21 protein-coding genes, 1 pseudogene and 1 riboswitch are annotated in these 21,901 nt (G+C 40.3%); of the genes and pseudogenes, 12 read left to right on the top strand and 10 right to left on the bottom strand.

Annotated elements, in window-relative coordinates; genetic code table 11:
• Positions 1-45 precede the first annotated feature (45 nt).
• Positions 46-531, top strand: coding sequence for an RNA deprotection pyrophosphohydrolase (ytkD, locus tag BQ5321_RS06780; protein ID WP_071393769.1), 486 nt, complete (start codon positions 46-48; stop codon positions 529-531).
• Positions 532-563: 32 nt separating this feature from the next.
• Here ytkD and BQ5321_RS06785 read toward each other — a convergent pair whose 3' ends face one another.
• From BQ5321_RS06785 to BQ5321_RS06805, 5 genes and pseudogenes are all read right to left on the bottom strand, one after another.
• Positions 564-1,370, bottom strand: coding sequence for an ABC transporter permease (locus tag BQ5321_RS06785; RefSeq protein WP_071393770.1), 807 nt, complete (start codon positions 1,368-1,370; stop codon positions 564-566).
• The gene (locus tag BQ5321_RS06790) at positions 1,354-2,127 is read right to left on the bottom strand and encodes an ABC transporter ATP-binding protein (RefSeq protein ID WP_071393771.1); all 774 of its coding nucleotides are present in this window, start codon (positions 2,125-2,127) and stop codon (positions 1,354-1,356) included. The genes BQ5321_RS06785 and BQ5321_RS06790 overlap by 17 nt, the downstream gene beginning before the upstream one ends.
• 103 nt (positions 2,128-2,230) lie before the next feature.
• Positions 2,231-3,247 carry an ABC transporter substrate-binding protein gene (locus BQ5321_RS06795; RefSeq protein ID WP_071393772.1) on the bottom strand — a complete coding sequence of 339 codons (1,017 nt, stop codon included), beginning with the start codon at positions 3,245-3,247 and terminating at the stop codon, positions 2,231-2,233.
• A gap of 182 nt (positions 3,248-3,429) precedes the next feature.
• Positions 3,430-4,098, bottom strand: a pseudogene (locus BQ5321_RS25085) (CAP domain-containing protein); the annotation flags it as partial.
• An 882-nt stretch (positions 4,099-4,980) separates the two neighbouring features.
• Positions 4,981-5,832 (bottom strand): MurR/RpiR family transcriptional regulator, encoded by an 852-nt coding sequence (locus tag BQ5321_RS06805; protein WP_071393773.1) that lies wholly within the window; start codon positions 5,830-5,832, stop codon positions 4,981-4,983.
• 261 nt (positions 5,833-6,093) lie between these two features.
• On the opposite strand from BQ5321_RS06805, the gene map reads away from it, so the two are divergent.
• The 3 genes from map (at position 6,094) to BQ5321_RS06820 (ending at position 8,067) form a co-directional block, all read left to right on the top strand.
• The gene (gene map / locus BQ5321_RS06810) at positions 6,094-6,837 is read left to right on the top strand and encodes a type I methionyl aminopeptidase (protein ID WP_071393774.1); all 744 of its coding nucleotides are present in this window, start codon (positions 6,094-6,096) and stop codon (positions 6,835-6,837) included.
• Between the two features lie 134 nt (positions 6,838-6,971).
• On the top strand, positions 6,972-7,751 hold the full coding sequence (locus BQ5321_RS06815) for an alpha/beta hydrolase family protein (protein ID WP_071393775.1): 780 nt from the start codon (positions 6,972-6,974) through the stop codon (positions 7,749-7,751).
• Between the two features lie 73 nt (positions 7,752-7,824).
• On the top strand, positions 7,825-8,067 hold the full coding sequence (locus BQ5321_RS06820; RefSeq protein WP_071393776.1) for a DUF2584 domain-containing protein: 243 nt from the start codon (positions 7,825-7,827) through the stop codon (positions 8,065-8,067).
• Between the two features lie 38 nt (positions 8,068-8,105).
• Here the strand turns inward: BQ5321_RS06820 and pckA are convergent, their stop codons facing one another.
• Positions 8,106-9,692: a phosphoenolpyruvate carboxykinase (ATP) gene (gene pckA / locus BQ5321_RS06825; RefSeq protein ID WP_071393777.1), complete on the bottom strand. Its 1,587-nt coding sequence runs from the start codon at positions 9,690-9,692 to the stop codon at positions 8,106-8,108.
• Positions 9,693-9,944: 252 nt separating this feature from the next.
• Positions 9,945-10,152: riboswitch (SAM riboswitch) on the top strand.
• Between the two features lie 217 nt (positions 10,153-10,369).
• Here pckA and metK point away from each other — a divergent pair.
• Positions 10,370-11,575: a methionine adenosyltransferase gene (metK, locus tag BQ5321_RS06830; RefSeq protein WP_071393778.1), complete on the top strand. Its 1,206-nt coding sequence runs from the start codon at positions 10,370-10,372 to the stop codon at positions 11,573-11,575.
• Between the two features lie 299 nt (positions 11,576-11,874).
• Positions 11,875-13,776: an asparagine synthase (glutamine-hydrolyzing) gene (gene asnB / locus BQ5321_RS06835; RefSeq protein ID WP_071393779.1), complete on the top strand. Its 1,902-nt coding sequence runs from the start codon at positions 11,875-11,877 to the stop codon at positions 13,774-13,776.
• Here asnB and BQ5321_RS06840 read toward each other — a convergent pair.
• Both BQ5321_RS06840 and BQ5321_RS06845 read right to left on the bottom strand, forming a co-directional pair.
• Complete coding sequence (locus BQ5321_RS06840; RefSeq protein ID WP_071393780.1) at positions 13,773-14,645, bottom strand: C39 family peptidase; 873 nt, start codon at positions 14,643-14,645, stop codon at positions 13,773-13,775. The genes asnB and BQ5321_RS06840 overlap by 4 nt on opposite strands.
• A gap of 99 nt (positions 14,646-14,744) precedes the next feature.
• The gene (locus tag BQ5321_RS06845; RefSeq protein ID WP_071393781.1) at positions 14,745-15,269 is read right to left on the bottom strand and encodes a gamma carbonic anhydrase; all 525 of its coding nucleotides are present in this window, start codon (positions 15,267-15,269) and stop codon (positions 14,745-14,747) included.
• Positions 15,270-15,544: 275 nt separating this feature from the next.
• Here BQ5321_RS06845 and BQ5321_RS06850 point away from each other — a divergent pair, with 275 nt between their 5' ends.
• Together BQ5321_RS06850 and BQ5321_RS06855 are read left to right on the top strand one after the other, a co-directional pair.
• A complete protein-coding gene (locus tag BQ5321_RS06850) occupies positions 15,545-16,348 on the top strand; it encodes an alpha/beta hydrolase (RefSeq protein WP_071393782.1) in 804 nt (267 codons plus the stop codon).
• A 13-nt stretch (positions 16,349-16,361) separates the two neighbouring features.
• Positions 16,362-17,468 carry a tetraprenyl-beta-curcumene synthase family protein gene (locus BQ5321_RS06855; protein ID WP_071393783.1) on the top strand — a complete coding sequence of 369 codons (1,107 nt, stop codon included), beginning with the start codon at positions 16,362-16,364 and terminating at the stop codon, positions 17,466-17,468.
• Positions 17,469-17,526: 58 nt separating this feature from the next.
• Here the strand turns inward: BQ5321_RS06855 and BQ5321_RS06860 are convergent, their stop codons facing one another.
• Together BQ5321_RS06860 and BQ5321_RS06865 are read right to left on the bottom strand one after the other, a co-directional pair.
• Positions 17,527-18,099 (bottom strand): tRNA 5-(aminomethyl)-2-thiouridylate-methyltransferase MnmM, encoded by a 573-nt coding sequence (locus BQ5321_RS06860; protein WP_071393784.1) that lies wholly within the window; start codon positions 18,097-18,099, stop codon positions 17,527-17,529.
• The gene (locus BQ5321_RS06865; protein WP_071393785.1) at positions 18,096-19,052 is read right to left on the bottom strand and encodes a tRNA modification radical SAM protein MnmL/YtqA; all 957 of its coding nucleotides are present in this window, start codon (positions 19,050-19,052) and stop codon (positions 18,096-18,098) included. Before BQ5321_RS06865 ends, BQ5321_RS06860 begins: the two co-directional genes overlap by 4 nt.
• 233 nt (positions 19,053-19,285) lie before the next feature.
• On the opposite strand from BQ5321_RS06865, the gene BQ5321_RS06870 reads away from it, so the two are divergent.
• The 4 genes from BQ5321_RS06870 (at position 19,286) to BQ5321_RS06885 (ending at position 21,816) form a co-directional block, all read left to right on the top strand.
• The gene (locus BQ5321_RS06870; RefSeq protein ID WP_071393786.1) at positions 19,286-19,549 is read left to right on the top strand and encodes a YtzC family protein; all 264 of its coding nucleotides are present in this window, start codon (positions 19,286-19,288) and stop codon (positions 19,547-19,549) included.
• Positions 19,550-19,560: 11 nt separating this feature from the next.
• Positions 19,561-19,725 (top strand): glycogen biosynthesis protein GlgD, encoded by a 165-nt coding sequence (locus BQ5321_RS06875; RefSeq protein ID WP_071393787.1) that lies wholly within the window; start codon positions 19,561-19,563, stop codon positions 19,723-19,725.
• 220 nt (positions 19,726-19,945) lie between these two features.
• Entirely contained in the window at positions 19,946-20,293 is a 348-nt protein-coding gene (locus tag BQ5321_RS06880) for a DUF485 domain-containing protein (RefSeq protein ID WP_071393788.1), read from the top strand.
• Positions 20,290-21,816, top strand: a complete 1,527-nt coding sequence (locus tag BQ5321_RS06885) for a solute symporter family protein (RefSeq protein ID WP_071393789.1) — start codon at positions 20,290-20,292, stop codon at positions 21,814-21,816. Before BQ5321_RS06880 ends, BQ5321_RS06885 begins: the two co-directional genes overlap by 4 nt.
• Positions 21,817-21,901: the final 85 nt, after the last annotated feature.

Consider the following 21,901-nt stretch of genomic DNA (forward strand, 5'->3'; position numbering starts at 1 on the left):
TTTCCATATATAATAAGACTATGGAAAACACGAGGTGCGAATTAGATGGATACTTTTATCGATTATAATGGTGGGACCGTTACGGTTTCCTTTCAAAGGGACGCTTTTTTGCAAAGAGCTAAACATGTGCTGGTGATTTGTCGTTTCTCCAATCAATGGCTATTAACGAAACATAAAATCAGGGGCTGGGAATTTCCCGGAGGAAAAAAAGAAGAAAATGAAACGTTGGAAGAAGCCGCAAGAAGAGAGGTCGAGGAGGAAACAGGCGCCCTTATACAATCCCTACAATTTATTGGAGAATATGAAGTAAATACAGGGGAGAATTCCTTCGTCAAAGCGATATACTATGCTGAGGCAGATAGCCTGGAGCCAAAGAAGGATTATCTCGAAACGAACGGACCCGTCCTCATTGGCGGAGATCTATTAAGTCTCCGTTTCCAGGACTCTTATAGCTTTATCATGAAGGACAAGGTCATGGAACTCGCATTAGAAAAAATTATGAGGTGCCAGGCACCCCAAATGAACAATTAAGCTTTTGTTTTTTTGTGGTGTCATGTACCGTTTTAACTGCTTTTGATTATTTTTTTCTCAAGCAATTCAACGAGCTGGTACATGATGGTGGCAAAAATGGCGATCACAAATAGTGACAGAAAAACGAGGGTGAAATTGAATACCTGAAAGCCGTAGATAATCATGTACCCAAGACCTTTAGAAGAAACTAAAAATTCCCCTACGATGACCCCGACCCAGGAAAGACCAACATTCACCTTTAATGTAGAAATAATGGTTGGGAAGGAAGCGGGTAAGACCGCTTCCTTAAACGATTGCGCTCTTGAGGCTCCAAATGTATATAGGACCTTTACATAGTTAGGGTCGACCTCACGAAATGATGTATAGACCACGATGGTAGTGATAATAACCGAGATTAAGGCTCCCATGGCCATAATGGAAGTAAAGTTTGGACCTAGTGCGACGATTAGTATGGGTCCTAAGGCTATTTTGGGCATGGCATTGAGAATTACTAAATAGGGATCAAGGATTTTTGACAAAATGGGTGACCACCACAATAGGGCAGCAAGCAAAGTGCCAAGCAGGGTCCCGAGCAGAAAGCCAAAGATGGTTTCGCCAAGTGTCACACTAATATGCATGAATAGTGATCCGTTCTGCACATTATCAATCAGCAAAAGACCTACTTTTGAAGGGGAGCTGAAAATGAGTGGATCAATCCAGCGGAAGGTACTTGCCAGCTCCCAGCTGCCGAAAAAGGCCAAGAAGATAATGAGCTGATAAAAACGAACCCATCGTTTTTCTTTTTTCAAAGAATTAATATAGTTTTGATGAAGTTGTTGAATCTCAGTTGAGGACTTCAAGGGATTCCAACTCCTTCCAAATTGTTTGAAACAGGATCTGAAATTTTTCATGATTTCTTGCGTGAAAGGGTGTTAGGCTTCGCAATTCCTCGGGGACGATAAATGTCTTATGGAGCTGACCAGGACGGGCGGATAATAGAAAGATCCGATCGCTCATGGCAATGGCTTCACCAATATCGTGTGTGACGAGAATCGCTGTTTTGTGAAAGGATTTAAGCGTTTCAAATATATGATCCTCTAAATGGAGCTTTGTTTGAAAATCAAGGGCTGAAAAAGGTTCATCAAGCATGAGTACCTTTGGCTCTGTTGCTAATGTTCTGACCAGCGCAGCCCGTTGTCTCATCCCCCCGGAAAGCTCCTTTGGATACTGCTTCTCTACTCCTTTTAACCCCATTTTCTCTAGCAGCTGCAGTGTATATTGTTTTCTGTCAGCTCGGAGCTGTTTATTTAGCTTTAGACCAATGAGAATGTTTTGTTCAATCGTCTTCCAAGGAAAAAGATAATCCTGCTGAAGCATATATCCAATATCATTTGATTTATTGCCAATCTTTTTTCCCTCCAACGTGACTAGTCCTTCAGACGGCTGGATTAAGCCAGCGATAATGGAAAGAAGCGTCGTTTTCCCGCACCCACTTGGACCAAGCATGGATACGAACTCCCCTTCGGCGATATCAAGAGAAATGTCAGAGAGGGCAGTCGTAGCCGATGTTTTAGTAAAATACGTATGACTTACGTTTTGAACTGATAAAAAGCCCATGTAAGGCACTTCCTAACCCAATTTGCTACAAGCTACAAGGAGGGGGATTCAAGGAAAGTGTCTATTCCACCTTCCTCGAATAATATAGAGCCTCCGCTGTGTTCTAATCCATCACTTTCTCAGCAAATTCTGTATTGACTAATGTTTCATAATCAATACGTTTTGGTAGCTCACCCGCTTCATCCATAATATTTTGCAGATTATCCCATTCCTCTTCATCTAGAATTGGATTTGTGGCAAAGGAGGTTTGGGTTTTATAACGATCAATAGAGGATTCAATAATATCCAAATCTGTATTCTCGAAATATTTTTGAATTAATTTTGCTGTTTCTGCTGAGCTGTTTTCATATACCCATTGCTGTGCTTTATAAATAGCCCGTGTAAAGGCTTCAACAAGCTCCTCATTCTCTTCTATATAGCTTTGCTTGGTCATGAAGGTTGTGTATGGAACATGCCCTGATTCCGTTCCAAATGATGCTACAATGTAGCCGCGCCCTTCCTTTTCAAACATGCTGGCCTGCGGTTCAAATAATTGAACGAACTCTCCCGTCCCTGAAATAAAGGCATTGGCAATATTGGCGAAATCAATATTCTGAATTAAATTCAAATCATTATGAGGGTCAATTCCATGATTTTTTAACACAAATTCGCCTACCATCTGAGGCATCCCGCCTTTTCTTTGGCCGAGGAAGGTACTGTCCTTCAGCATCTGCCAGTCGAAGTTTTCAATTTTATCACGGGAAACAAGAAAAGTACCGTCTGTCTGCGTCAGCTGAGCAAAGTTAATAACGGGGTCTGTCGAACCTTGGGCAGCTACATAAATCGATGTTTCTGAGCCGACAAGTGCGATATCAGCACCGCCCGATACGAGAGTAGTCATGGTTTTATCGCCGCCAAAGGTTGTGATTAATTCAACATCAAGACCTTCTTCTGCAAAAAATCCTTTTTCAATCGCAACATATTGAGGCGCATAAAAGATTGAACGAGTGACTTCTGCTATCTTGACTTTTTGGAGCTTTTCAGAATCTTCCTTAGATTTCCCAAGGTTACAAGCAACGAGACTGGTCATTAACACAAGGATAACTAGCAGTAATAAACTAGCCTTCCACCATTTTTTCATGATAGAGGACCTCCCTTAGTAAAGAATATGGATTTTTTAAGCCTAACCTATCGTATGAAAGTTGAAAAAATGTGTGAATGCCCAGGTTCTCGCCATTCAGGTGTTTAAACAAAGTAAATTAAAAAAACCTCAATATCTAAGTGGCTGTAAACCATTCCTTAGGTATTGAGGTGTTAGTATTGTTATTTACCAATAAACATTTGTGTCCAGTGATGGCCACTTGCTTCATAGCCGACGCCAATATGGGTGAATTCTCGGCTTAAAATATTTTTACGGTGTCCTTCACTATTCATCCAGGCATTAACCACCTCTTGAGGAGTTCTTTGTCCCTGGGCGATGTTCTCACCTGCAGTTTTATACGATACGCCATGGTCGCGCATCATATCAAATGGTGAGCCATAGGTTGGACTAGTGTGAGAAAAATAACCCTTTTGCTGCATGTCGGTGGATTTTTTCTGTGCGACACTGCTTAATTGAGTGTCAGCCTGTAAAGCTGGTAGACCATTTTTACGACGTTGTTCATTTGTTAAGTCAATCACCTGCTGAACAGCTTGGCTCACATTTGCCGGTGCTTGCTGGGCAGGAGCCTTTTGAGCTGGAGCTGGGGCTGGAGCCTGCTGGGCCGGTGTTTGCTGTTGTGGTGCTTGCTGAGCAGGGGCTTGATTTGCCTGCTGCTGTTTTTGCACTTCTGGTGCCTGTGCTGATTCTTTATTTTGACGAAGTCTTGCCTGTAAGCGATTATCCTGATTAGGATTAACTGGAATGAACTGATATCTCGCTTCTTGAATTAATACCGCTTTTGTGTGCGGGTATTTATTACTTGATTGTGATGTTTTTAAGCTGGAAAGATTTGGACTCTCATTTGTGTTGTCGTAATTTTTATTACGAGCTGTTACATTGTTATGATCATTATTAACTTTGTTCCTTTGGCTTGACCACTTGTTGTCATTGCGATTCGTCACATTGCGGTAATGGATATTTCGATTATTGTCATTGTTATTGCGAACAGTCCGATACGGAGACCGGTTATTGTTAGTGGTTCTATTGTTATCGTTCTCTAAATAATCCTCTGTAAGAGGACCACGGTGGTCAAAGCCATACGCTGAACGGTCATCCACTTCACGATTTCGATTGTTTACCTGATAGGCATTAGTACCGCCTCTGGTAGCTGTATTGAGCTGGTTGCCATTTTGTGTATTACGGCCATTATCTCGCATATTGTTGTTATTGTTATTGCGAACAGTCCAATAGGTAGGCCGATTATTGTTAGCGGCTCTATTGTCGTCGTTATCTAAGTAATCTTCAGTAAGCGGACCGCGATGATCAAAGCCATACGCTGAACGGTCATCTACCTCGCGATTTCGATTGTTTACCTGATATACATTGGTACCTGCTCGGTTGGCCGTATTGATCTGATTGCCATTTCGAGTATCCATCGCATCATTTGTATCATTATTACAAGCCACCAGGCTTAGAATAAGCATAGGGGTCACAAAAACACTGAATTTCCGTTTTCTCAAGTTGATTTCCTCCTTCGATTAGATGGACTACTCTCTTATTATTTTTAGTTCTAAGAAAAGTATTGATGGGAATAACCGACTAATTTGGAGGAGAGACAATAGAATTGGCAACTAAAACAAGATGAATACGATAAATAATGTGCCTGTGGAGGAGTATTGTCCCCCTTGAATAGGCAATTCAAGGGAGCTGTAAATTCTGGAATGTGAATGAAACTACATTCTTGTTTCGGAGATTGTACTTCTTATTTTTTCAAGAGAACGCTGAGCCTTTTCTTTATTTAGAACGACTAAGTTAACATAAAGGGCGTCAATAAGGCTGAGTTGTGCGATTCTCGACGATAAGGCTTCTGAACGATATTCATTGTCCTCGGAGCTTGTATAAAGTGCTACATCAGCATGCTGGGCTATTGGGGATTTTGGATAGCCGGTAATGGCAATCGTTTTCGCTCCATTTCGCTTAGCTGTCTTTAAAATATTTAAGGTATCCTTATTTGTCCCTGTATGAGAAATAATAACAGCTGTATCACTTTCTGTTAGCTGGGAGGCAGATGTAAGCTGAAAGTGGGAATCAATAAATGCAAACGCTTTAATTCCTGTGCGCACAAATTTATGGAACGCATCCATAGCAATGACTGCAGATCCACCCGTGCCATAAAACTCTACTCGGTTGGAATACAGCAAGAGATTGACTGCCTTTTGAATGGCTGTGTGATCTAGAATCTCTACTGTATTTTCAATCGTTCTAATATTTGCTTGGAAGACTTTATCGGCAATGGTCTTAGCATCATCATCATCCGAGATTTCAATATCCTCTTGGATTTGTTGGTTCGGAGTGATGATTTCAGAAGCAAGGGCAATCTTCATTGCCTGGTAGCCCTTAAAGCCGATTCGTTTGCAAAAACGAAAAACAGTTGCATCTGCTATATTTAAATCCTCAGCAACTTCATTGATGGTCCCGTGGATAATTTTATCGGGATCATCCAAAATATAATCGGCTATCTTTTTTTCTTTCTCGCTAAGCCGAGCGTAATTCGAACGAATTTTTCCTATGCAATTTTGTGACATTCCGATTTTCCTCTCTATCGTGTTTACCTTCTTAGTATACCATAACCATTTAGTAAAAAATATTCCTTAATTTATATAGTATTAGTTAAAAAAAATTTATTAGTTTCATAAATATTCTTTAATAAATATTCTACTACAGAAAGTGTGTTTGGAAAGTAACGCGTTTGAGAATTTCGTGAATCCTATGTTAAAATGGGATAATGCAATGATAAAAAATAATAAATGATATGTGGATTTGTTTTAGAGAAAGAAGGAATAAAATTGATTATTAGGTCTGAGGAAGATTTACAGGGTCTGAAGGAAATTGGAAAAATAGTTGGAACGATACGGGATGAAATGATAAAAAAAACAAAACCTGGCATTACAACAAAGGAGCTTGATGACTTTGCCGGGGAGCTGTTTGAAAAATACGGGGCCCTTTCAGCACCGAAGGGCGAATATGATTTTCCTGGCTTTACCTGCATCAGTGTCCAGGAAGAGGTTGCCCATGGAATCCCGGGAAGCCGTGTTATTCAAGATGGTGACTTAGTCAATATTGATGTATCCGGTTCGAAAAACGGCTATTATGCTGACACTGGTCTATCTTTTGTCGTCGGTAACGGGAACCCGGAGCTAGAAAAGCTTTGTGAAGTGGCAAAAAAAGCATTTGAAGCTGGTTTGACGAAATTTAAGGTTGGCGCAAGAAAGAATGCAATTGGTAAAGTGGTCTATCAAACAGCAAGACAAAATGGTTTTACAGTAATTAAAAACCTAACTGGACATGGGGTAGGTTTATCATTACACGAAGCACCCGATCATATTTTGAATTATTATGATTCATGGGATAAAGAAATTCTTCGCGATGGCATGGTGATTGCTTTTGAACCATTCGTTTCAACAGGTGCGGAAGAGGTTTATCAATTAGATGATGGATGGACGTATGTTACAGAGGAGCGAAGCTTTGTTGCTCAAATTGAACATACCGTAATTGTAACGAAGAATGGACCTGTTATTATTACAAACTAATCAAAGTTAATCAGTTACATTCCTGATGGTACAGCTGTCAGGAATTTTTTCTATGCTCCTTTTCTAAATTAGACAATAATTTACTTCTTCATGTGAATAATATAAACGACTAAAAGGAACGAAAGGAGACGAGGATGAATCCTATTATTATCAGTAAACAAAAGTTTCCGTCTCCGAATCCGGAGATTGAATTATCGATTATTACTTATCTGGTTGAAGGTTTAAAGGTGAAGGGATTATTAGCAGAGCCTAGAAATGCTGACATCTATGACGGATTTCTTTATTTAAGAGGCGGCATCAAAAATGTTGGAAAGGTGAGACCGGCCAGGATCGTTCAATTTGCCTCAGAAGGGTTCATTGTATTTGCTCCATTTTATCGCGGCAATCAAGGAGGGGAGGGAAATGAAGATTTTGCCGGAGAGGACAGGGAGGATGCTTTTTCAGGCTTTGAGCTGCTTCGTTCACATCAAAGGGTTAAAAACGTTCATATTTTTGGTTTCTCCCGCGGAGGTGTAATGGCCTTATTAACAGGAATTACATTCCCAGACGCAGCCTCTGTTGTTACTTGGGGAGGTGTTAGTGATATGTCATTAACATATGTGGAGAGAAAGGATTTAAGAAGAATGATGAAGCGAGTCATCGGCGGGACTCCAGCGAAGGTTCCTGAGCAGTATCAATACCGTACGCCCCTATATGATATAGAGAAGCTAAGACCTCCCGTGTTGATTATTCATGGTCGAAGGGATATTAATGTTTCGGTTGAACACGCCTATCGACTAGAGAAGCGCCTAAAGGACCTGAATAAAAAAGTAGAGTGCTGGTATTTTGACCAATATACACATTATTTTCCTCCGGCAATAAACAGGCAAATTGTCGCTGATTTAACGTTGTGGATGAAAAAGCAGGCTGACTAATGGTAAGATATCAGAAAGAAAGGATAGATTTTCATACATGATTAAAATCTATTAAAAAAGGAGAGGGAATAGGATGGGAATGCCTTTAGAATTAAATACGATGATTGTGACAAAGGGTAAGGAACAGAGAATTGGCGAGAATGATTTTACTTTAGTAAAGGATGATTACCGAATCTACCCAATTGAAATCCCGCTCGAAGTTAGAAAGACAAAGGACAGTGAGCCGGGAGCATATGCTGTCATAAAAAGACTAGAATGGGAAAACAGCAAGACTACCATTACATATCAGCTAATATCATTGAATACAACTAACTAACAAAAAACAGCAACTCTAGAGTTGCTGTTTTTGTTTATTTATGCCATTGGTCCGCCTTTTTCGATAATATCTGTTGAAACGTTTTGGAACTTTTTAAAATTGTCGCGGAATTTTGCAGCTAGTTCCTTTGCCTTCACCTCGTACTGCTCCTGATTCGACCAAGTACGATTAGGTTGTAGGACATCATCTGGTACTCCAGGTACATGTAAAGGAATTTCTAAGCCAAAAATTTCATCCTTTTTCGTTTCAGCATTCGCCAGTTCACCTTCAAGTGCTGCTTGAACCATTGCGCGAGTATAGCTTAGCTTCATACGTGAACCAACACCGTATTCTCCGCCAGTCCAGCCTGTATTAACAAGGTATACATTTGCATTATGCTGGCTGATTTTTTCACCAAGCATTTCTGCATAGCGAGTTGCTGGTAATGGTAGGAATGGTGAACCGAAGCATGTTGAGAATGTTGCTTCTGGTGATGTCACACCGCGTTCCGTACCTGCAAGCTTAGACGTGTATCCACTTAAGAAGTGGTACATTGCCTGCTCCTTTGAAAGCTTCGCAATAGGAGGTAAAACGCCAAATGCATCAGCAGTTAAGAAAATAATTGTATTGGGATGACCTGCAACACTTGGGTCAACAATATTTTCAATGGCCTGCAGTGGGTAAGCAGCACGAGTGTTTTCCGTCAATGTGCCGTCATCATAATCGGCAATGCGTGTATCTTGATCAAGCATAACGTTTTCTAATACAGAGCCAAAACGGATGGCATCGAAGATTTGCGGTTCTTTTTCACGAGATAGGTTGATACATTTAGCATAGCAACCGCCTTCAATATTGAATACGCCATTTCCTGACCAGCCGTGCTCATCATCACCAATTAGACGACGGTTTGGATCTGCAGAAAGGGTTGTTTTTCCTGTTCCTGATAAACCGAAGAAAAGGGCCACATCGCCTTCGTTTCCTACGTTAGAAGAGCAATGCATTGGCAGGATGCCATTCTCAGGTAATAAATAATTCATAATGGAGAAGACTGATTTTTTGATCTCTCCTGCATATTCTGTTCCACCAATCAGAACCGTACGCTGTTCAAAGGAAATAATAATAAATGTTTCTGAACAAGTACCATCAATGGCAGGGTCCGCTTTAAAATTAGGGGCTGCAATAACGGTAAAGCCAGGATCATGGGCTGCTAATTCTTCCTTTGTAGGACGAATAAATAACTGATGGGCAAATAGGTTATGCCATGCATATTCATTAATAACCTGGATAGGTAGACGGTGCTTTTCATCAGCTCCAGCGAAGCCTTTAAATACAAACACTTCGTCTTTCTCTTTTAAAAATTCCAACACTTTATTGTATAGACTTGAGAATACCTCTTTCGAGATTGGCTGGTTCACAGAACCCCAGTCAATTTTGTCCTTAACAGACTCTTCTTCCACAATGTATTTATCCTTCGGGGATCTTCCAGTGTACTTTCCAGTTGTAGCGATTACCGCGCCGGTTGAAGTTAATTGCCCTTCCTTCCGTGTTAATACTTTTTCGACAAGTTGTGGTACAGATAATTGAGTAAGAATATTAGTGCCATTAAGAAATTCATTTATTTCTTGTTTCAAACTTACAGAATTCATCCGACGAATACCTTCCTTTAATCAGTTTTATTTAAATTTACATTCGGAGTGATTTAGCTCACAATTAGTATAGCACAATTATTTGAATAGTCTATACTATTGATGAAAGTTTTTGGTCTTTTCCCAAAAATTAAAATGGTTGAATACTTTGATTAAAGACTAGCAAATTTTTATATATATAGTAATTATTTGATGTGTATTCATTGACAGCCTTTCTATCGGTACGATAAGATGTTTCATTGAACGGATACTCTCTTATCCCGAGCTGGTGGAGGGACAGACCCAATGAAACCCAGCAACCTGCTAAGCAGAGCATAATTAGATATAAAACTAGCTAACTAATTATTGTAGAAAATTTTTCGTTTACAAAATATTGAGGTAGAAATGTTTTATATGTATGCGATTCTTTTAGTAAAGGTGCTAATCTGTGGCAAGGATTCATTTCCTTGAACGATAAGAGTGAAAGGCGCGAATTTTTTATTTTCAACCTTTTCACAAGATGAGAAGGTTTTTTTATGCGTCTCCAATAAATAAGGAACTAATTTACTCTGATTTTTAATAAATAGGATAAATTCACCTTATTTTTTCCAAACTACTAGGGGATGAGTTCCGTATCATAAGAGATTGTTAATGCACTGTTTCTTCGCAATCTCTTTATATATAAGGAGGAAATCAGATTGTCAAAACGTCGCTTGTTTACTTCAGAGTCAGTTACTGAAGGCCATCCAGATAAGATTTGTGATCAAATTTCTGATGCCATTTTAGATGAAATTCTTACCCAGGATCCTAATGCACGTGTGGCTGCTGAAACATCAGTTACGACCGGCTTAGTATTAGTTTCAGGTGAAATTACTACATCAACATATGTAGATATTCCCAAAATTGTTCGGAATACCGTAAAGGAAATTGGCTATACACGAGCCAAGTATGGCTTTGACTCTGAAACATGTGCCGTATTAACGTCTATTGATGAGCAGTCTCCGGATATTGCAATGGGTGTTGACCAGGCCTTAGAAGCCCGTGAAGGAAACATGACGGATGAGCAAATTGAGGCTATAGGAGCTGGAGATCAGGGTCTTATGTTCGGATTTGCCTGCAATGAAACAAGTGAGCTGATGCCATTACCGATTTCATTAGCCCATAAGCTTTCCCGCCGTTTAGCAGAGGTACGTAAGGATAATACCTTGGCATATCTTCGTCCTGATGGAAAAACGCAGGTTACAGTAGAATACGATGAAAATGATCAGCCTGTTCGAATTGATACGATAGTCATTTCGACTCAGCATGATCCAGAGATTGGTTTGGAACAAATTCAACGAGATCTTAAGGAGTACGTCATTTCTCCAGTTGTGCCAAAAGAGTTAATTGATGATCAAACAAAGTATTTTATCAACCCAACCGGTCGTTTTGTTATCGGGGGACCACAGGGGGATGCCGGTTTAACAGGTCGAAAAATTATCGTTGATACATATGGCGGCTATGCTCGTCATGGCGGTGGTGCCTTCTCTGGTAAGGATCCGACAAAGGTTGACCGCTCTGCAGCTTATGCTGCCCGTTATGTAGCGAAAAATATTGTTGCCGCTGGATTGGCAGATAAAGTAGAGGTTCAATTTGCCTATGCGATTGGTGTAGCCCGTCCTGTATCGATTTCAATCGACACATTTGGTACAGGTAAAGTAGATGAGGATGTACTCGTAGATGTAGTGAATAAAAACTTTGATTTACGTCCTGCAGGGATTATCAAAATGCTTGACCTTCGCCGCCCAATCTATAAACAAACGGCTGCCTACGGTCATTTCGGTCGTGTGGATGTGGACCTTCCATGGGAGCGTACGGATAAAGCCGAGCTGATACGTGATCAAGCGTTAAACAGTGCTTTATAATCTTATAATTCAAATGAGAAAACAGGAGTCGCATTATCATAGTGCGGCTCCTGTTTCCGTTTAAAAGAACTGCAGCAGATTCAAGTAATCAATATGAATAGGAAAAAAATTGTACAATGTTTTAGAATAAATAGAAAAAGTATAAACTGCTTATAATAGCATGATTTTCCCATTGTTTTTTTTTTCACTTCATGACATTATAAAAAAATTAGTGGTAGTATAAGAGAGTATGTTTTTTTGAGTAATTTAAGAACCTTTATGTGAGGGGCTTTTAAATAAAGAATGGAGTGACGTACATAATGTGTGGTTTTATTGGTTGTGTACATGAAAAGGCACAGAATTTTAATGAAACTGAAAAACAATTATTCCAACAGATGAATAATCTGATAACCCACCGCGGACCTGATGATGATGGATATTATATGGATAACCATATCCAATTTGGCTTCCGTCGATTAAGTATTATTGATATTGAAAGCGGCCACCAGCCCTTAACATATGAAAACGAGCGCTATTGGATCATTTTTAATGGCGAGGTTTATAACTATGTTGAATTACGTGAAGAGCTTATCAAAGAAGGGCTTTCATTTGAAACAAGCTCTGATACAGAGGTTATCATTGCTCTCTATAGTCATGTAAAGGAAAAAGCCATTGAACGTTTACGCGGGATGTTTGCTTTTGTGATTTGGGATAAAGAGGAACAAACTCTTTATGGCGGAAGAGATCCCTTTGGAATCAAACCATTCTTTTATTATGAAGATGATGAAAGAACGTTTTTCGCCTCTGAGAAAAAGAGCATTTTGCTAGCCATGAAAAATGATGTATTAAACTATGAATCCTTACAGCATTACTTAACCTATCAATTCGTACCAGAGCCAGAGACACTGTCACAAGGCATTCACAAGCTTGAACCGGGCCACTATTTTACTAAGAAAATCGGTTCGCCAATGGAAATTAAACGCTACTGGAAAGCGAATTTCCAGCCTGTTCAAAAATCAGAAAGTGATTTTATTAAGGAAATTAAAGATGTACTATTTGATTCTGTCAAAATTCATATGAGAAGTGATGTACCGGTTGGTTCGTTCCTATCTGGCGGAATTGACTCCTCTATTATTGCTTCCATTGCGAAAGAGTTTCATCCGGCGATTAAAACCTTTTCGGTGGGATTTGATCATAACGGCTTCAGTGAAATTGATGTAGCAAAAGAAACAGCTGATAAGCTGGGGTTAGAAAATATCAGCTACGTGATTTCTCCTGAGGAATATATGAACGAAGTGCCAAAAATTATGTGGCATATGGATGATCCGCTCGCAGACCCTGCCTGTGTACCGCTTTATTTCGTTGCTCGTGAAGCGAGAAAGCATGTAACGGTTGTTTTATCAGGTGAGGGAGCTGATGAGCTGTTTGGCGGCTACAATATATACCGAGAGCCGGAATCGCTTAAAATGTTCAATAAGATGCCCCAATTTGGCAAGGTATTCCTAAGTTGGATTGCCAGACTAATGCCAGAGGGAATGAAGGGAAAAAGCTTTATTGAACGTGGTGTGACACCGATGGAGGATCGCTATATCGGGAATGCGAAAATGTTCACAGAGGCAGAAAAACAGCAGCTACTGAACGTTTTCAATTCTAATCTGCATTATACAGATATTACGAAGCCGCTATATCGTGAAAGCCGTGGCTATGACCCGGTCGATCAGATGCAATATATTGATATCCATACTTGGATGCGCGGTGATATTCTTCTTAAAGCAGATCGTGTGACAATGGCACACTCACTGGAGCTCCGCGTCCCATTTTTAGATAAAGAAGTGTTCCGTGTAGCCTCACAAATTCCAACAAGCCTAAAAACTGCGGATGGTACAACGAAATATGTTCTACGTAAGGCGGCTGAGGGCATCGTTCCAGATCATGTCCTAAATCGGAAAAAACTAGGCTTCCCCGTGCCCATCCGTCACTGGTTAAAGAATGAAATGAATGACTGGGCAAAAAAAATAATCCGTGAAAGTGACACGGATCATTTGCTAAATAAAACGTATATTTTGAATCTGCTTGAAGACCACTGTCAGGGAAAAGCCGACAATAGCCGGAAAATCTGGACGGTATTAATGTTTATGGTTTGGCATCAGATCTATGTGGAGAAGAAATATGATTTTGATCAAGAGGCCGTAAAACCAATGAGTCAGGCCGTTAGAGGCTAATAAAGATACGTAATGGCCTGTTTACCCATTTGCACCCAGGAATCCTCGAATTCCGTTATGGGTGCTTTTTTGTTTTTTTCACCTGTTAAAGGGTCATTAAAGTAGACATACTGCTTATCGTAGCCAGTAACTAGCACGGAATGCTCTTTATAGGTGATTTTGACAGGACCGCTTGGTGTCTGCCAGGTTTGAAAGCGGCTGTCTGGAAGCCTGCTGTAGGCTGTATTAATGATGACCCATACAGGACGGTTGTCAGAAAGGTGAACCTTCACCTCATGAAAGTCAGCTCCGGTAAAATCAACGATCTGCCCCGGCAAGTACTGTTCGGCTAGGTTATTTATTGGTTTATGGTAAACTCCTAGTCCAGGATTATGGTAAGAGTACATATCTCCGACAAATCCGTCATTGGGGTGACCGAAATAAATAACCCCGTTTTCCTTGCGATAGGTAGAAGGCTCCTTTTTAATCTGTTCAGCAAGTGTCATTTTATCGACTTGGACACCTGCATGCTGAAGGAGCATTGCCAGACTTGTTACTTCACAGCCGCGTGGGAGCTCTGGCATTTGTTTAATAATCGGTGCATCCACAAGGGCACTGTCTTTTACCGTTATATTGGAGTGGTCAAAGGTTTCCTGGATAAAAGTATTGGTTTTGGCAATGGGTGATTGAAACCAGGTCTTGATCTGCTCTATGGCATTAACCGAATTCCTCTGTCCTATTGAATCCAATGTAAATCCACCTACTAATACAATCAAAACCACACTAAATGTAATAAATGATGTAAACAAGGTCTTTCGCTCGATTAATTTTGCGATTAGCGTAATGAGCAAGATAAATAACACAGCAATGAAAAGATATAATATTATCATAAGTACCACCTGATGTAATTTTTGGTTGATAATACTAGTATAGTTTAATTTCGGTATCTATTTACACGGTTAATATTGGAAATGAAGTTCATACTATGATTAATCATTTCGTTTATTTTGTAATGATTTATAATAGATGCCTTTTTCAACATATTCTCTACGTATTCGTTCCATATCCTTTTTATCTTCATCATTTAATTCACGAATAACCTTTGCTGGTCTTCCAAAGGCAAGTGTATTCGGCGGAATTTTTTTTCCTTGTGGAACTAGGCTGCCAGCTCCAATAAATGCACCTTCACCAATCTCGGCTTGATCAAGGACGATGGAGCCCATACCGATTAATGCGTTTTCTCTTATAACACAGCTGTGAAGAATCACTTGATGTCCAACGGTTACACCATCTTCAAGGATGAGTGGATTGTTAGGACTTTGATGCAAAACAGAATTATCCTGGACGCTGACCCTTTTACCAATTATCGTCGGCGCTACGTCTCCACGGATAGAGGTGTTAAACCAGATGTTTGATTCGTCACCAATTTCTACATCGCCAGATATAGTAACGTAATCGGCGATGAAAGCAGAAGCAGAAATTTTGGGGCTTTTACCTTTGTAGGGATAGATCATTGTTTTATACTCTCCTTTTTCAATCAATATACAATTTGACTTAGCGATATCTACTCTTAATATGTTAGAAAATTATGCTGGTCGTAGCTTAACCAAGTCATATCTGTTCTACTAATTGTATCTAATAAGTGATGAGATTTGTCAAAGGATTTGTATTTGGTCATAATAGTATTATTAATGTCTGGATTTCGTGGACCAGATAAAAAGGACATGCAAAAGAATTAGAATGATAGTAATGAGTCGATTCACTTTTTGATTTTCAGGAGGAAGGTACAATGTGGAAATGGGAAGCGGAAGGAGAAGCAAAAGCGGTAGTGGTAATCGTTCATGGGGCGATGGAGCATCACCGCCGCTATGGCTGGTTAATTGAAATGTGGCGTCTGTCAGGCTTTCATGTTGTCATGGGTGATCTCCCTGGACAGGGCATGACAACACGAGCAGGAAGAGGTCATATCGATGCCTTTGATGAATATCTTTTCGAGGTGAAGGATTGGGTACAGGCTGCCTATCAATTCAATTTGCCGGTTTTTCTCATCGGTCATAGTTTAGGTGGGCTGATTGCAGTCCGTTTATTGCAGGAAGAGCAATTGAATTTGGCAGGTGTTATTTTATCCTCTCCGTGCCTGGGATTAGTCAAACCGCCATCAAAGCTATTGAATTTATTTTCATACGTATTAAACATTATTGCTCCACAATTAAGGTTAGAATCAGGCTTGACGGTTGAGATGGCGACTCGTAACGAAGAAGTAAGGGAAGCAGATTTGAATGATACGCTTTATATCACAAAGGTGTCAATCAGGTGGTATCGTGAATTAATTGAAGGGATTAAAGAAGCCTTTGAGGAGATTAATCAAACTCAGGATGTTCCGCTCTTCCTTATGCAGGGCGGTGATGACAAAATTGTCAATAAACACACAGTTAGAAACTGGTTTAACCTAGTGCCTTTGTCAGAAAAAAGATATAAAGAATGGCCGAATTGCTATCATGAAATTTTTAATGAACCAGAGCGTGAGGAAGTATTTGAATATGCGAAGGATTTCTTTAACAGCCAGCTAAAATCAATCGGCTATAATGTATAAGCGAGGGATTGTTATGTCAGTACCAAGTATGCCGTTTAGTTTAATGTCCCAATCCTATTGGAAGATTTTCCCTAGTGTTAATAAGGAGCTCTCTTATTGGAAGGAGCGAGCACTGAATATTCCCAATCAAGAACTGCGAAAGCAAGCATTGGCAAGCATTAAAGATAAGACCTTTCATTGCGAGGGAGGTGCCATCATGGCCCTCATGGCTAAGGAACAATATGCTGAAGTCATTCGCTTTATCGTTGCCTATCAGACGATTAGTGATTATTTAGATAATCTTTGTGATCGAAGTACGTCACTCGATCCAGCGGATTTTAGTGCATTACATGAAGCGATGCGAGATGCCCTGACATTGAAGCAAACGGAAGGCCGTTATTACCGATTCCGCACGGAACAGGATGATGGAAACTACCTATCAGACCTTGTTGCAACCTGCAGGCAGGTGCTGTCAAACTGTAACCATTATGAAAAGATAAAAGACTATTTATTAGAGCTTTGCGGTTATTATTGTGATTTACAGGTTCATAAGCATGTGATACCGGATGAAAGGGTGCCTCGATTAAAAAGGTGGTTTCTTGAAAATAAAGAGTCGATTCCGAAAATGGAGTGGTATGAGTTTTCTGCTTGTTCTGGGTCAACCTTAGGTGTCTTTTGTCTGGTAGCTTACGCTTATAGCGATGATTTCCAAGGTCAGTATGCGGATGATATTCGCAAGGGTTATTTTCCATATATTCAAGGCCTACATATCCTATTGGATTATCTAATAGACCAGGAAGAGGATAAAATAGAGGGAGATTTAAACTTTTGCTTTTATTATGAAACAGAAGAGCAGCTCTTTACGCGCTTAAAGCATTTTATAAAGGAAGCGGACCGTCATACTAATAGTCTCCCACATAGAAGGTTTCATCGTTTAATAAACCGAGGACTCTTAGGACTTTATTTATCTGATGAAAAGGTAAGAAAGCAGCGGGATGTCCGCAAACTCTCAAAAGGGATTTTAAAGACAGGCGGGGGTGTTAGCCTTTTCTTTTTTGTAAATGCGATGATTTACAGGACGATACAGAAACACAGCCGGGATTTGAAGCATGAAAAGCGAAGACTAGAGCGTTTTGTATAGGTTCATTTAGTGTAAAAAGAGAAGTGCCTCCTCGATGTGCTGCGAGAAGGCACTTCTCTTATCTTTTTTCAATCGCGATAATAAATGGAGGATGGTTTGCTTGGTTAAGATAGCGATATTGCAGGACATGTGCTTTTTTCTGATCAATCGATTGGACAAATTCCATGAGCCTGTCACGTTCAATTGCCCCCTCTGGATGTCCGTGGTAAATGACTAACACAATAATGCCTTCAGGCTTCATAATGGAGAGCAGCTGTTCAATGGCCGAAATGGTTGTATCCGGCTTTGTGACAATCGATTTATCTCCTCCTGGTAAATAACCAAGATTAAAAATGGCTGCCGTTACTTTGCCATGCTGTTCATTTGGAAGGCAATTAGAAATATGTTCATGTCCCTTGTTAAAAAAGGTAACTTGACTCAGTAAATCCTGCTCTTCCAATCGCTTTCTGCTATTGATTACAGCCTCCTCCTGAATGTCAAAGCCATAGACATGCCCGTATTCGCCAACCAGCTTGGCAAGAAACAGGGTATCATGTCCGTTACCGAGCGTTGCATCAACGGCAATATCTCCTGGGGTAATGGCAGTTTCCAACAGGGTTCTGGCAAAGGGTAAAATTTGTATTAGCTTCATACCTTCACACCGCTCCATTTCTTGCCTTGCCAGCTATCGCGGCGGACCAGTTCCTCATCAATTCTATTGAGAACCTCCCATTTATTGACACTCCACATAGGGCCAATCATTAAATCAATCGGTCCATCCCCGGTAATTCGGTGAACAATCATTTCCGGCGGTAAGATTTCTAATTGATCGCATACTAGCTTTACATAATCATCGAGTGATAAAAATTGAAGCATACCTTTTTCATACTGTTTAACCATTGGTGTTCCCTTTAATAAATGGAGCAGATGGATTTTAATTCCTTGTACATCAAGCTTTGCCACGGCACGGGCGGTTTCCATCATCATGTCTGTCGTTTCCATTGGAAGCCCGTTTATGATGTGAGAACAAACACGAATCCCGCGCTTGCGGAGCTTATCGACACCCTCAGCATAGGTTTCAAAGTCATGCGCTCGATTGATAAGCACAGCGGTCTGTTCGTGTACGGTCTGCAGTCCAAGCTCGACCCATAAATAGGTTCGTTCATTGAGCTCTGCTAGGTAGTCGACAACATCATCAGGCAGACAATCTGGTCTAGTTGCAATAGAAAGTCCGACGACACCGTCGAGATTTAATACCGCTTCATATTTTTCCTTTAACACAGATAGTGGTGCATGTGTGTTGGTAAAGGCCTGAAAATAGGCCATGTATTTGCCGTCTTTCCACTTTGTATGCATTTTTTCTTTAATATCATTGAACTGCTTGATAAGTCCGTCACTACGGCTGCCTGCATAATCTCCAGAGCCTGATGCGCTGCAAAATGTACAGCCGCCATAGGCTACGGTGCCATCGCGATTGGGACAATCAAAACCTCCATCTAAGGCGACTTTAAACACTTTATGGCCAAATGTATGTCGTAAATGGTAATTCCATGTATGATATCGTTTATGGTCGCTTGCATATGGAAATGGATTATGTGGATGCATAGCGAAAAAACCTCCCTTAAAAACTCGAATCAACTTTAAACAGTGAATTTGATTATTTTACCACGAAATTTGCTCCGTTCCAATTAGTTCTAGCCCTCTGTCTAGAAATGGCAGACGACACTTGTGTAGAAATAGAAGATTTGCACAAGATAATTGTGTAAAGCTCTAATCATCCATCATTTATGCGATTGATAGAACGAGCTTTGCTTTTCGAATTTTTAAGGAGGGGTTTTATGGCAACTCGAGAATCAATGGAAGCTTTGCTTTCAAAATGTGAAGATGCACTGAGGTTTGCCACCGATCAATACCAGGAAAGCAGCCTCCAGGAGCATTATAATGGTGAAAATTATACGCAGGCATTGCAGCAATTAGAAAGCTCTTATAATGAGCTTGCCAAAATGGCTCAATCTGCAAATGGTCAGCAACGTGAACAGCTTCATCGTATGAGGCTGCAGCTACAACAGGCACAAAATCAAATGATTTTACATGATCACTAGGGGGAACAACCGTGAAAAAGCGTTCAAAGCAACAAAACCCGGAGCAGAAAACACGCAATGGGGCAAATAGTAATGATCTTGAGCTTGGCCAGGACTATGATCTGGTCAAGCAGGCTAAAAAGAAATATGAACAAAGCGGTGGCCAGCCGGTAAAGTCGAAATTTCACCCAGAGTAAGTAGAAATGCTGAGCTGCTTTGTTAGCAATAGGCTATTGTTTGCTTCAAATAAAAGCAGAAGGTTGTCATAAAAGAGCTGATTCGCAGAAATCAGCTCTTTTTGTCGAACCTTTTTATTAGTAGATTTTACCTATTTTTACAAAAATAGATTGAAATTTACCTTGGAAATTTTTAGAATATACATATATTTCTGAATATTTTAAAAAAGGAGGAAGATGAATGGATAATTTAGCAAAAGAAGGCGTTACACAGCAGAATAAGTATGATTTTGAAAAAATTGCTAGCACCCCAGAATTTAAAGACTTAATGAAAGCAAAGAAAAAGTTCTTGGTGCCTGTCTCGATTGTCTTTTTAGCCCTTTACTTCACACTGCCAATCCTTACATCCTATTCGACGATATTAAATCGTCCGGCTATCGGGTCAATCTCTTGGACATGGGTCTACAGCTTTGGATTATTCGTCATGACCTGGGTATTATGTATGGTTTATGTGAAAAGAGCAGCCCGTTATGACAAAATGGCCCAAAATATTATTGAAAAATATAGCCAAGGAGATCAAAGCCTATGAGTGGATTTGGATTAGCATTATTTGTTCTTATCGTTGGATTGACACTCGTCATTACGTACTGGGCTGCAAAACGAACGAAGACAGCGAGTGAATTTTACACTGCCGGTGGAGGCTTAACTGGCTGGCAAAATGGACTGGCTATCGCCGGGGATTATTTATCTGCTGCATCCTTCCTCGGTATTGCTGGTGCGATTGCCCTAAATGGTTTTGATGGGTTTTTCTATTCAATCGGCTATTTAGTGGCCTATCTTGTTGTCTTGTATATTGTTGCTGAACCATTAAGAAATCTTGGGAAATATACGATTGCCGATATGATCACGGCACGCTTCGACCAAAAAAAGGTACGAGCTGTTGCAGCGTTAAGCACGCTTACCATTGTTATTTTTTATATGATTGCCCAATTAGTTGGTGCAGGCGCTCTTATTCAGCTCTTATTAGGTATTGATTATTGGATAGCGGTTCTTATCGTTGGTGTCATGATGACCACCTATGTATTATTTGGCGGAATGACGGCAACAAGCTGGGTACAAATTACTAAAGCGGTATTATTAATGATTGGAACAGTTGTTATTTCATTTTTAGTATTAGCTAAATTTAATTTCAACATTTTCACGATGTTTAGTGAAATGAAAACGTTAACACCGCTTGGGGAGAGCTATTTAAACCCAGGTGTGAAATATACCGTTCCAATTGATACACTTTCGATGATGGCAGCTCTTGTTCTTGGTACAGCTGGTCTGCCTCATATCCTCATGCGTTTCTTTACTGTTAAAGATGCGAAAACAGCCCGTAGCTCTGTTGTGACAGCTACATGGGTGGTTGGTATCTTCTATATTTTAACGATTTTCCTTGGCTTTGGAGCAGCTGCCTTTGTTGGTTCAACAGATATTGTCGCTGCGAATGCTGCTGGAAATATGGCAGCACCACTTTTAGCAAAGGCACTTGGTGGAGATATGCTCATGTCCTTTGTATCTGCTGTTGCCTTTGCGACGATTCTAGCCGTTGTAGCAGGCCTTGTTTTATCAGGTGCATCAGCATTTGCCCATGATATTTATGGTCAAATCATTAAAAAAGGTCAAATGACAGAAAAGCAACAAATGCTTGCGGCACGATATGCTTCTATCGGAGTTTCTATTTTCTCTATTATCCTTGCCTTGTTTGCTCAAACAATGAACGTTGCTTTCCTTGTATCCTTGGCCTTCTGTGTGGCTGCAAGTGCGAACCTTCCAGTCATCATTTATACGATCTACTGGAAGAAGTTCAACACAGCAGGAGCTGTTACAGGGATGCTGACAGGATTAATAACGGCGCTTGTATTAGTGGCTATCAGTCCAAACGTCTTAAATCCGGTTGCGGGTGCGGCTATCTTTGTTGGAGATCCAATCTTCCCACTAACAAATCCGGCGATAGTATCCATACCGGCAGGTTTCATTGGAGCGTTTATCGGGACAGTTGTTGCCAATAGACGTGATGAGAAGAAATATGCCGAGGTGCTTGTCAAAGCCAATACAGGTGTGAAGTAAAGAAGTACAAGCCATCACGTTAAAGGTGATGGCTTGTTTTATTGCAGTAGCTTCCACAGGCATTTGAGGTATAAGTTCTTTTTTA

The organism is Bacillus tuaregi (assembly GCF_900104575.1).
Lineage (GTDB): Bacteria > Bacillota > Bacilli > Bacillales > Cytobacillaceae > Bacillus_BD > Bacillus_BD tuaregi.

What these genes read in the sequence shown, in the direction of transcription:
- BQ5321_RS06855 (WP_071393783.1), top strand. Translation starts at nt 16,362, where the DNA reads ATGTCAGTACCAAGTATGCCGTTTAGTTTAATGTCCCAATCCTATTGG.
- BQ5321_RS06885 (WP_071393789.1), top strand. Translation starts at nt 20,290, where the DNA reads ATGAGTGGATTTGGATTAGCATTATTTGTTCTTATCGTTGGATTGACA.
- asnB (WP_071393779.1), top strand. Translation starts at nt 11,875, where the DNA reads ATGTGTGGTTTTATTGGTTGTGTACATGAAAAGGCACAGAATTTTAAT.
- ytkD (WP_071393769.1), top strand. Translation starts at nt 46, where the DNA reads ATGGATACTTTTATCGATTATAATGGTGGGACCGTTACGGTTTCCTTT.
- BQ5321_RS06805 (WP_071393773.1), bottom strand. Translation starts at nt 5,832, where the DNA reads ATGTCACAAAATTGCATAGGAAAAATTCGTTCGAATTACGCTCGGCTT.
- BQ5321_RS06870 (WP_071393786.1), top strand. Translation starts at nt 19,286, where the DNA reads ATGGCAACTCGAGAATCAATGGAAGCTTTGCTTTCAAAATGTGAAGAT.
- BQ5321_RS06840 (WP_071393780.1), bottom strand. Translation starts at nt 14,645, where the DNA reads ATGATAATATTATATCTTTTCATTGCTGTGTTATTTATCTTGCTCATT.
- BQ5321_RS06850 (WP_071393782.1), top strand. Translation starts at nt 15,545, where the DNA reads ATGTGGAAATGGGAAGCGGAAGGAGAAGCAAAAGCGGTAGTGGTAATC.
- BQ5321_RS06795 (WP_071393772.1), bottom strand. Translation starts at nt 3,247, where the DNA reads ATGAAAAAATGGTGGAAGGCTAGTTTATTACTGCTAGTTATCCTTGTG.
- pckA (WP_071393777.1), bottom strand. Translation starts at nt 9,692, where the DNA reads ATGAATTCTGTAAGTTTGAAACAAGAAATAAATGAATTTCTTAATGGC.
- BQ5321_RS06820 (WP_071393776.1), top strand. Translation starts at nt 7,825, where the DNA reads ATGGGAATGCCTTTAGAATTAAATACGATGATTGTGACAAAGGGTAAG.
- BQ5321_RS06815 (WP_071393775.1), top strand. Translation starts at nt 6,972, where the DNA reads ATGAATCCTATTATTATCAGTAAACAAAAGTTTCCGTCTCCGAATCCG.
- BQ5321_RS06790 (WP_071393771.1), bottom strand. Translation starts at nt 2,127, where the DNA reads ATGGGCTTTTTATCAGTTCAAAACGTAAGTCATACGTATTTTACTAAA.
- BQ5321_RS06880 (WP_071393788.1), top strand. Translation starts at nt 19,946, where the DNA reads ATGGATAATTTAGCAAAAGAAGGCGTTACACAGCAGAATAAGTATGAT.
- BQ5321_RS06865 (WP_071393785.1), bottom strand. Translation starts at nt 19,052, where the DNA reads ATGCATCCACATAATCCATTTCCATATGCAAGCGACCATAAACGATAT.
- BQ5321_RS06845 (WP_071393781.1), bottom strand. Translation starts at nt 15,269, where the DNA reads ATGATCTATCCCTACAAAGGTAAAAGCCCCAAAATTTCTGCTTCTGCT.
- BQ5321_RS06860 (WP_071393784.1), bottom strand. Translation starts at nt 18,099, where the DNA reads ATGAAGCTAATACAAATTTTACCCTTTGCCAGAACCCTGTTGGAAACT.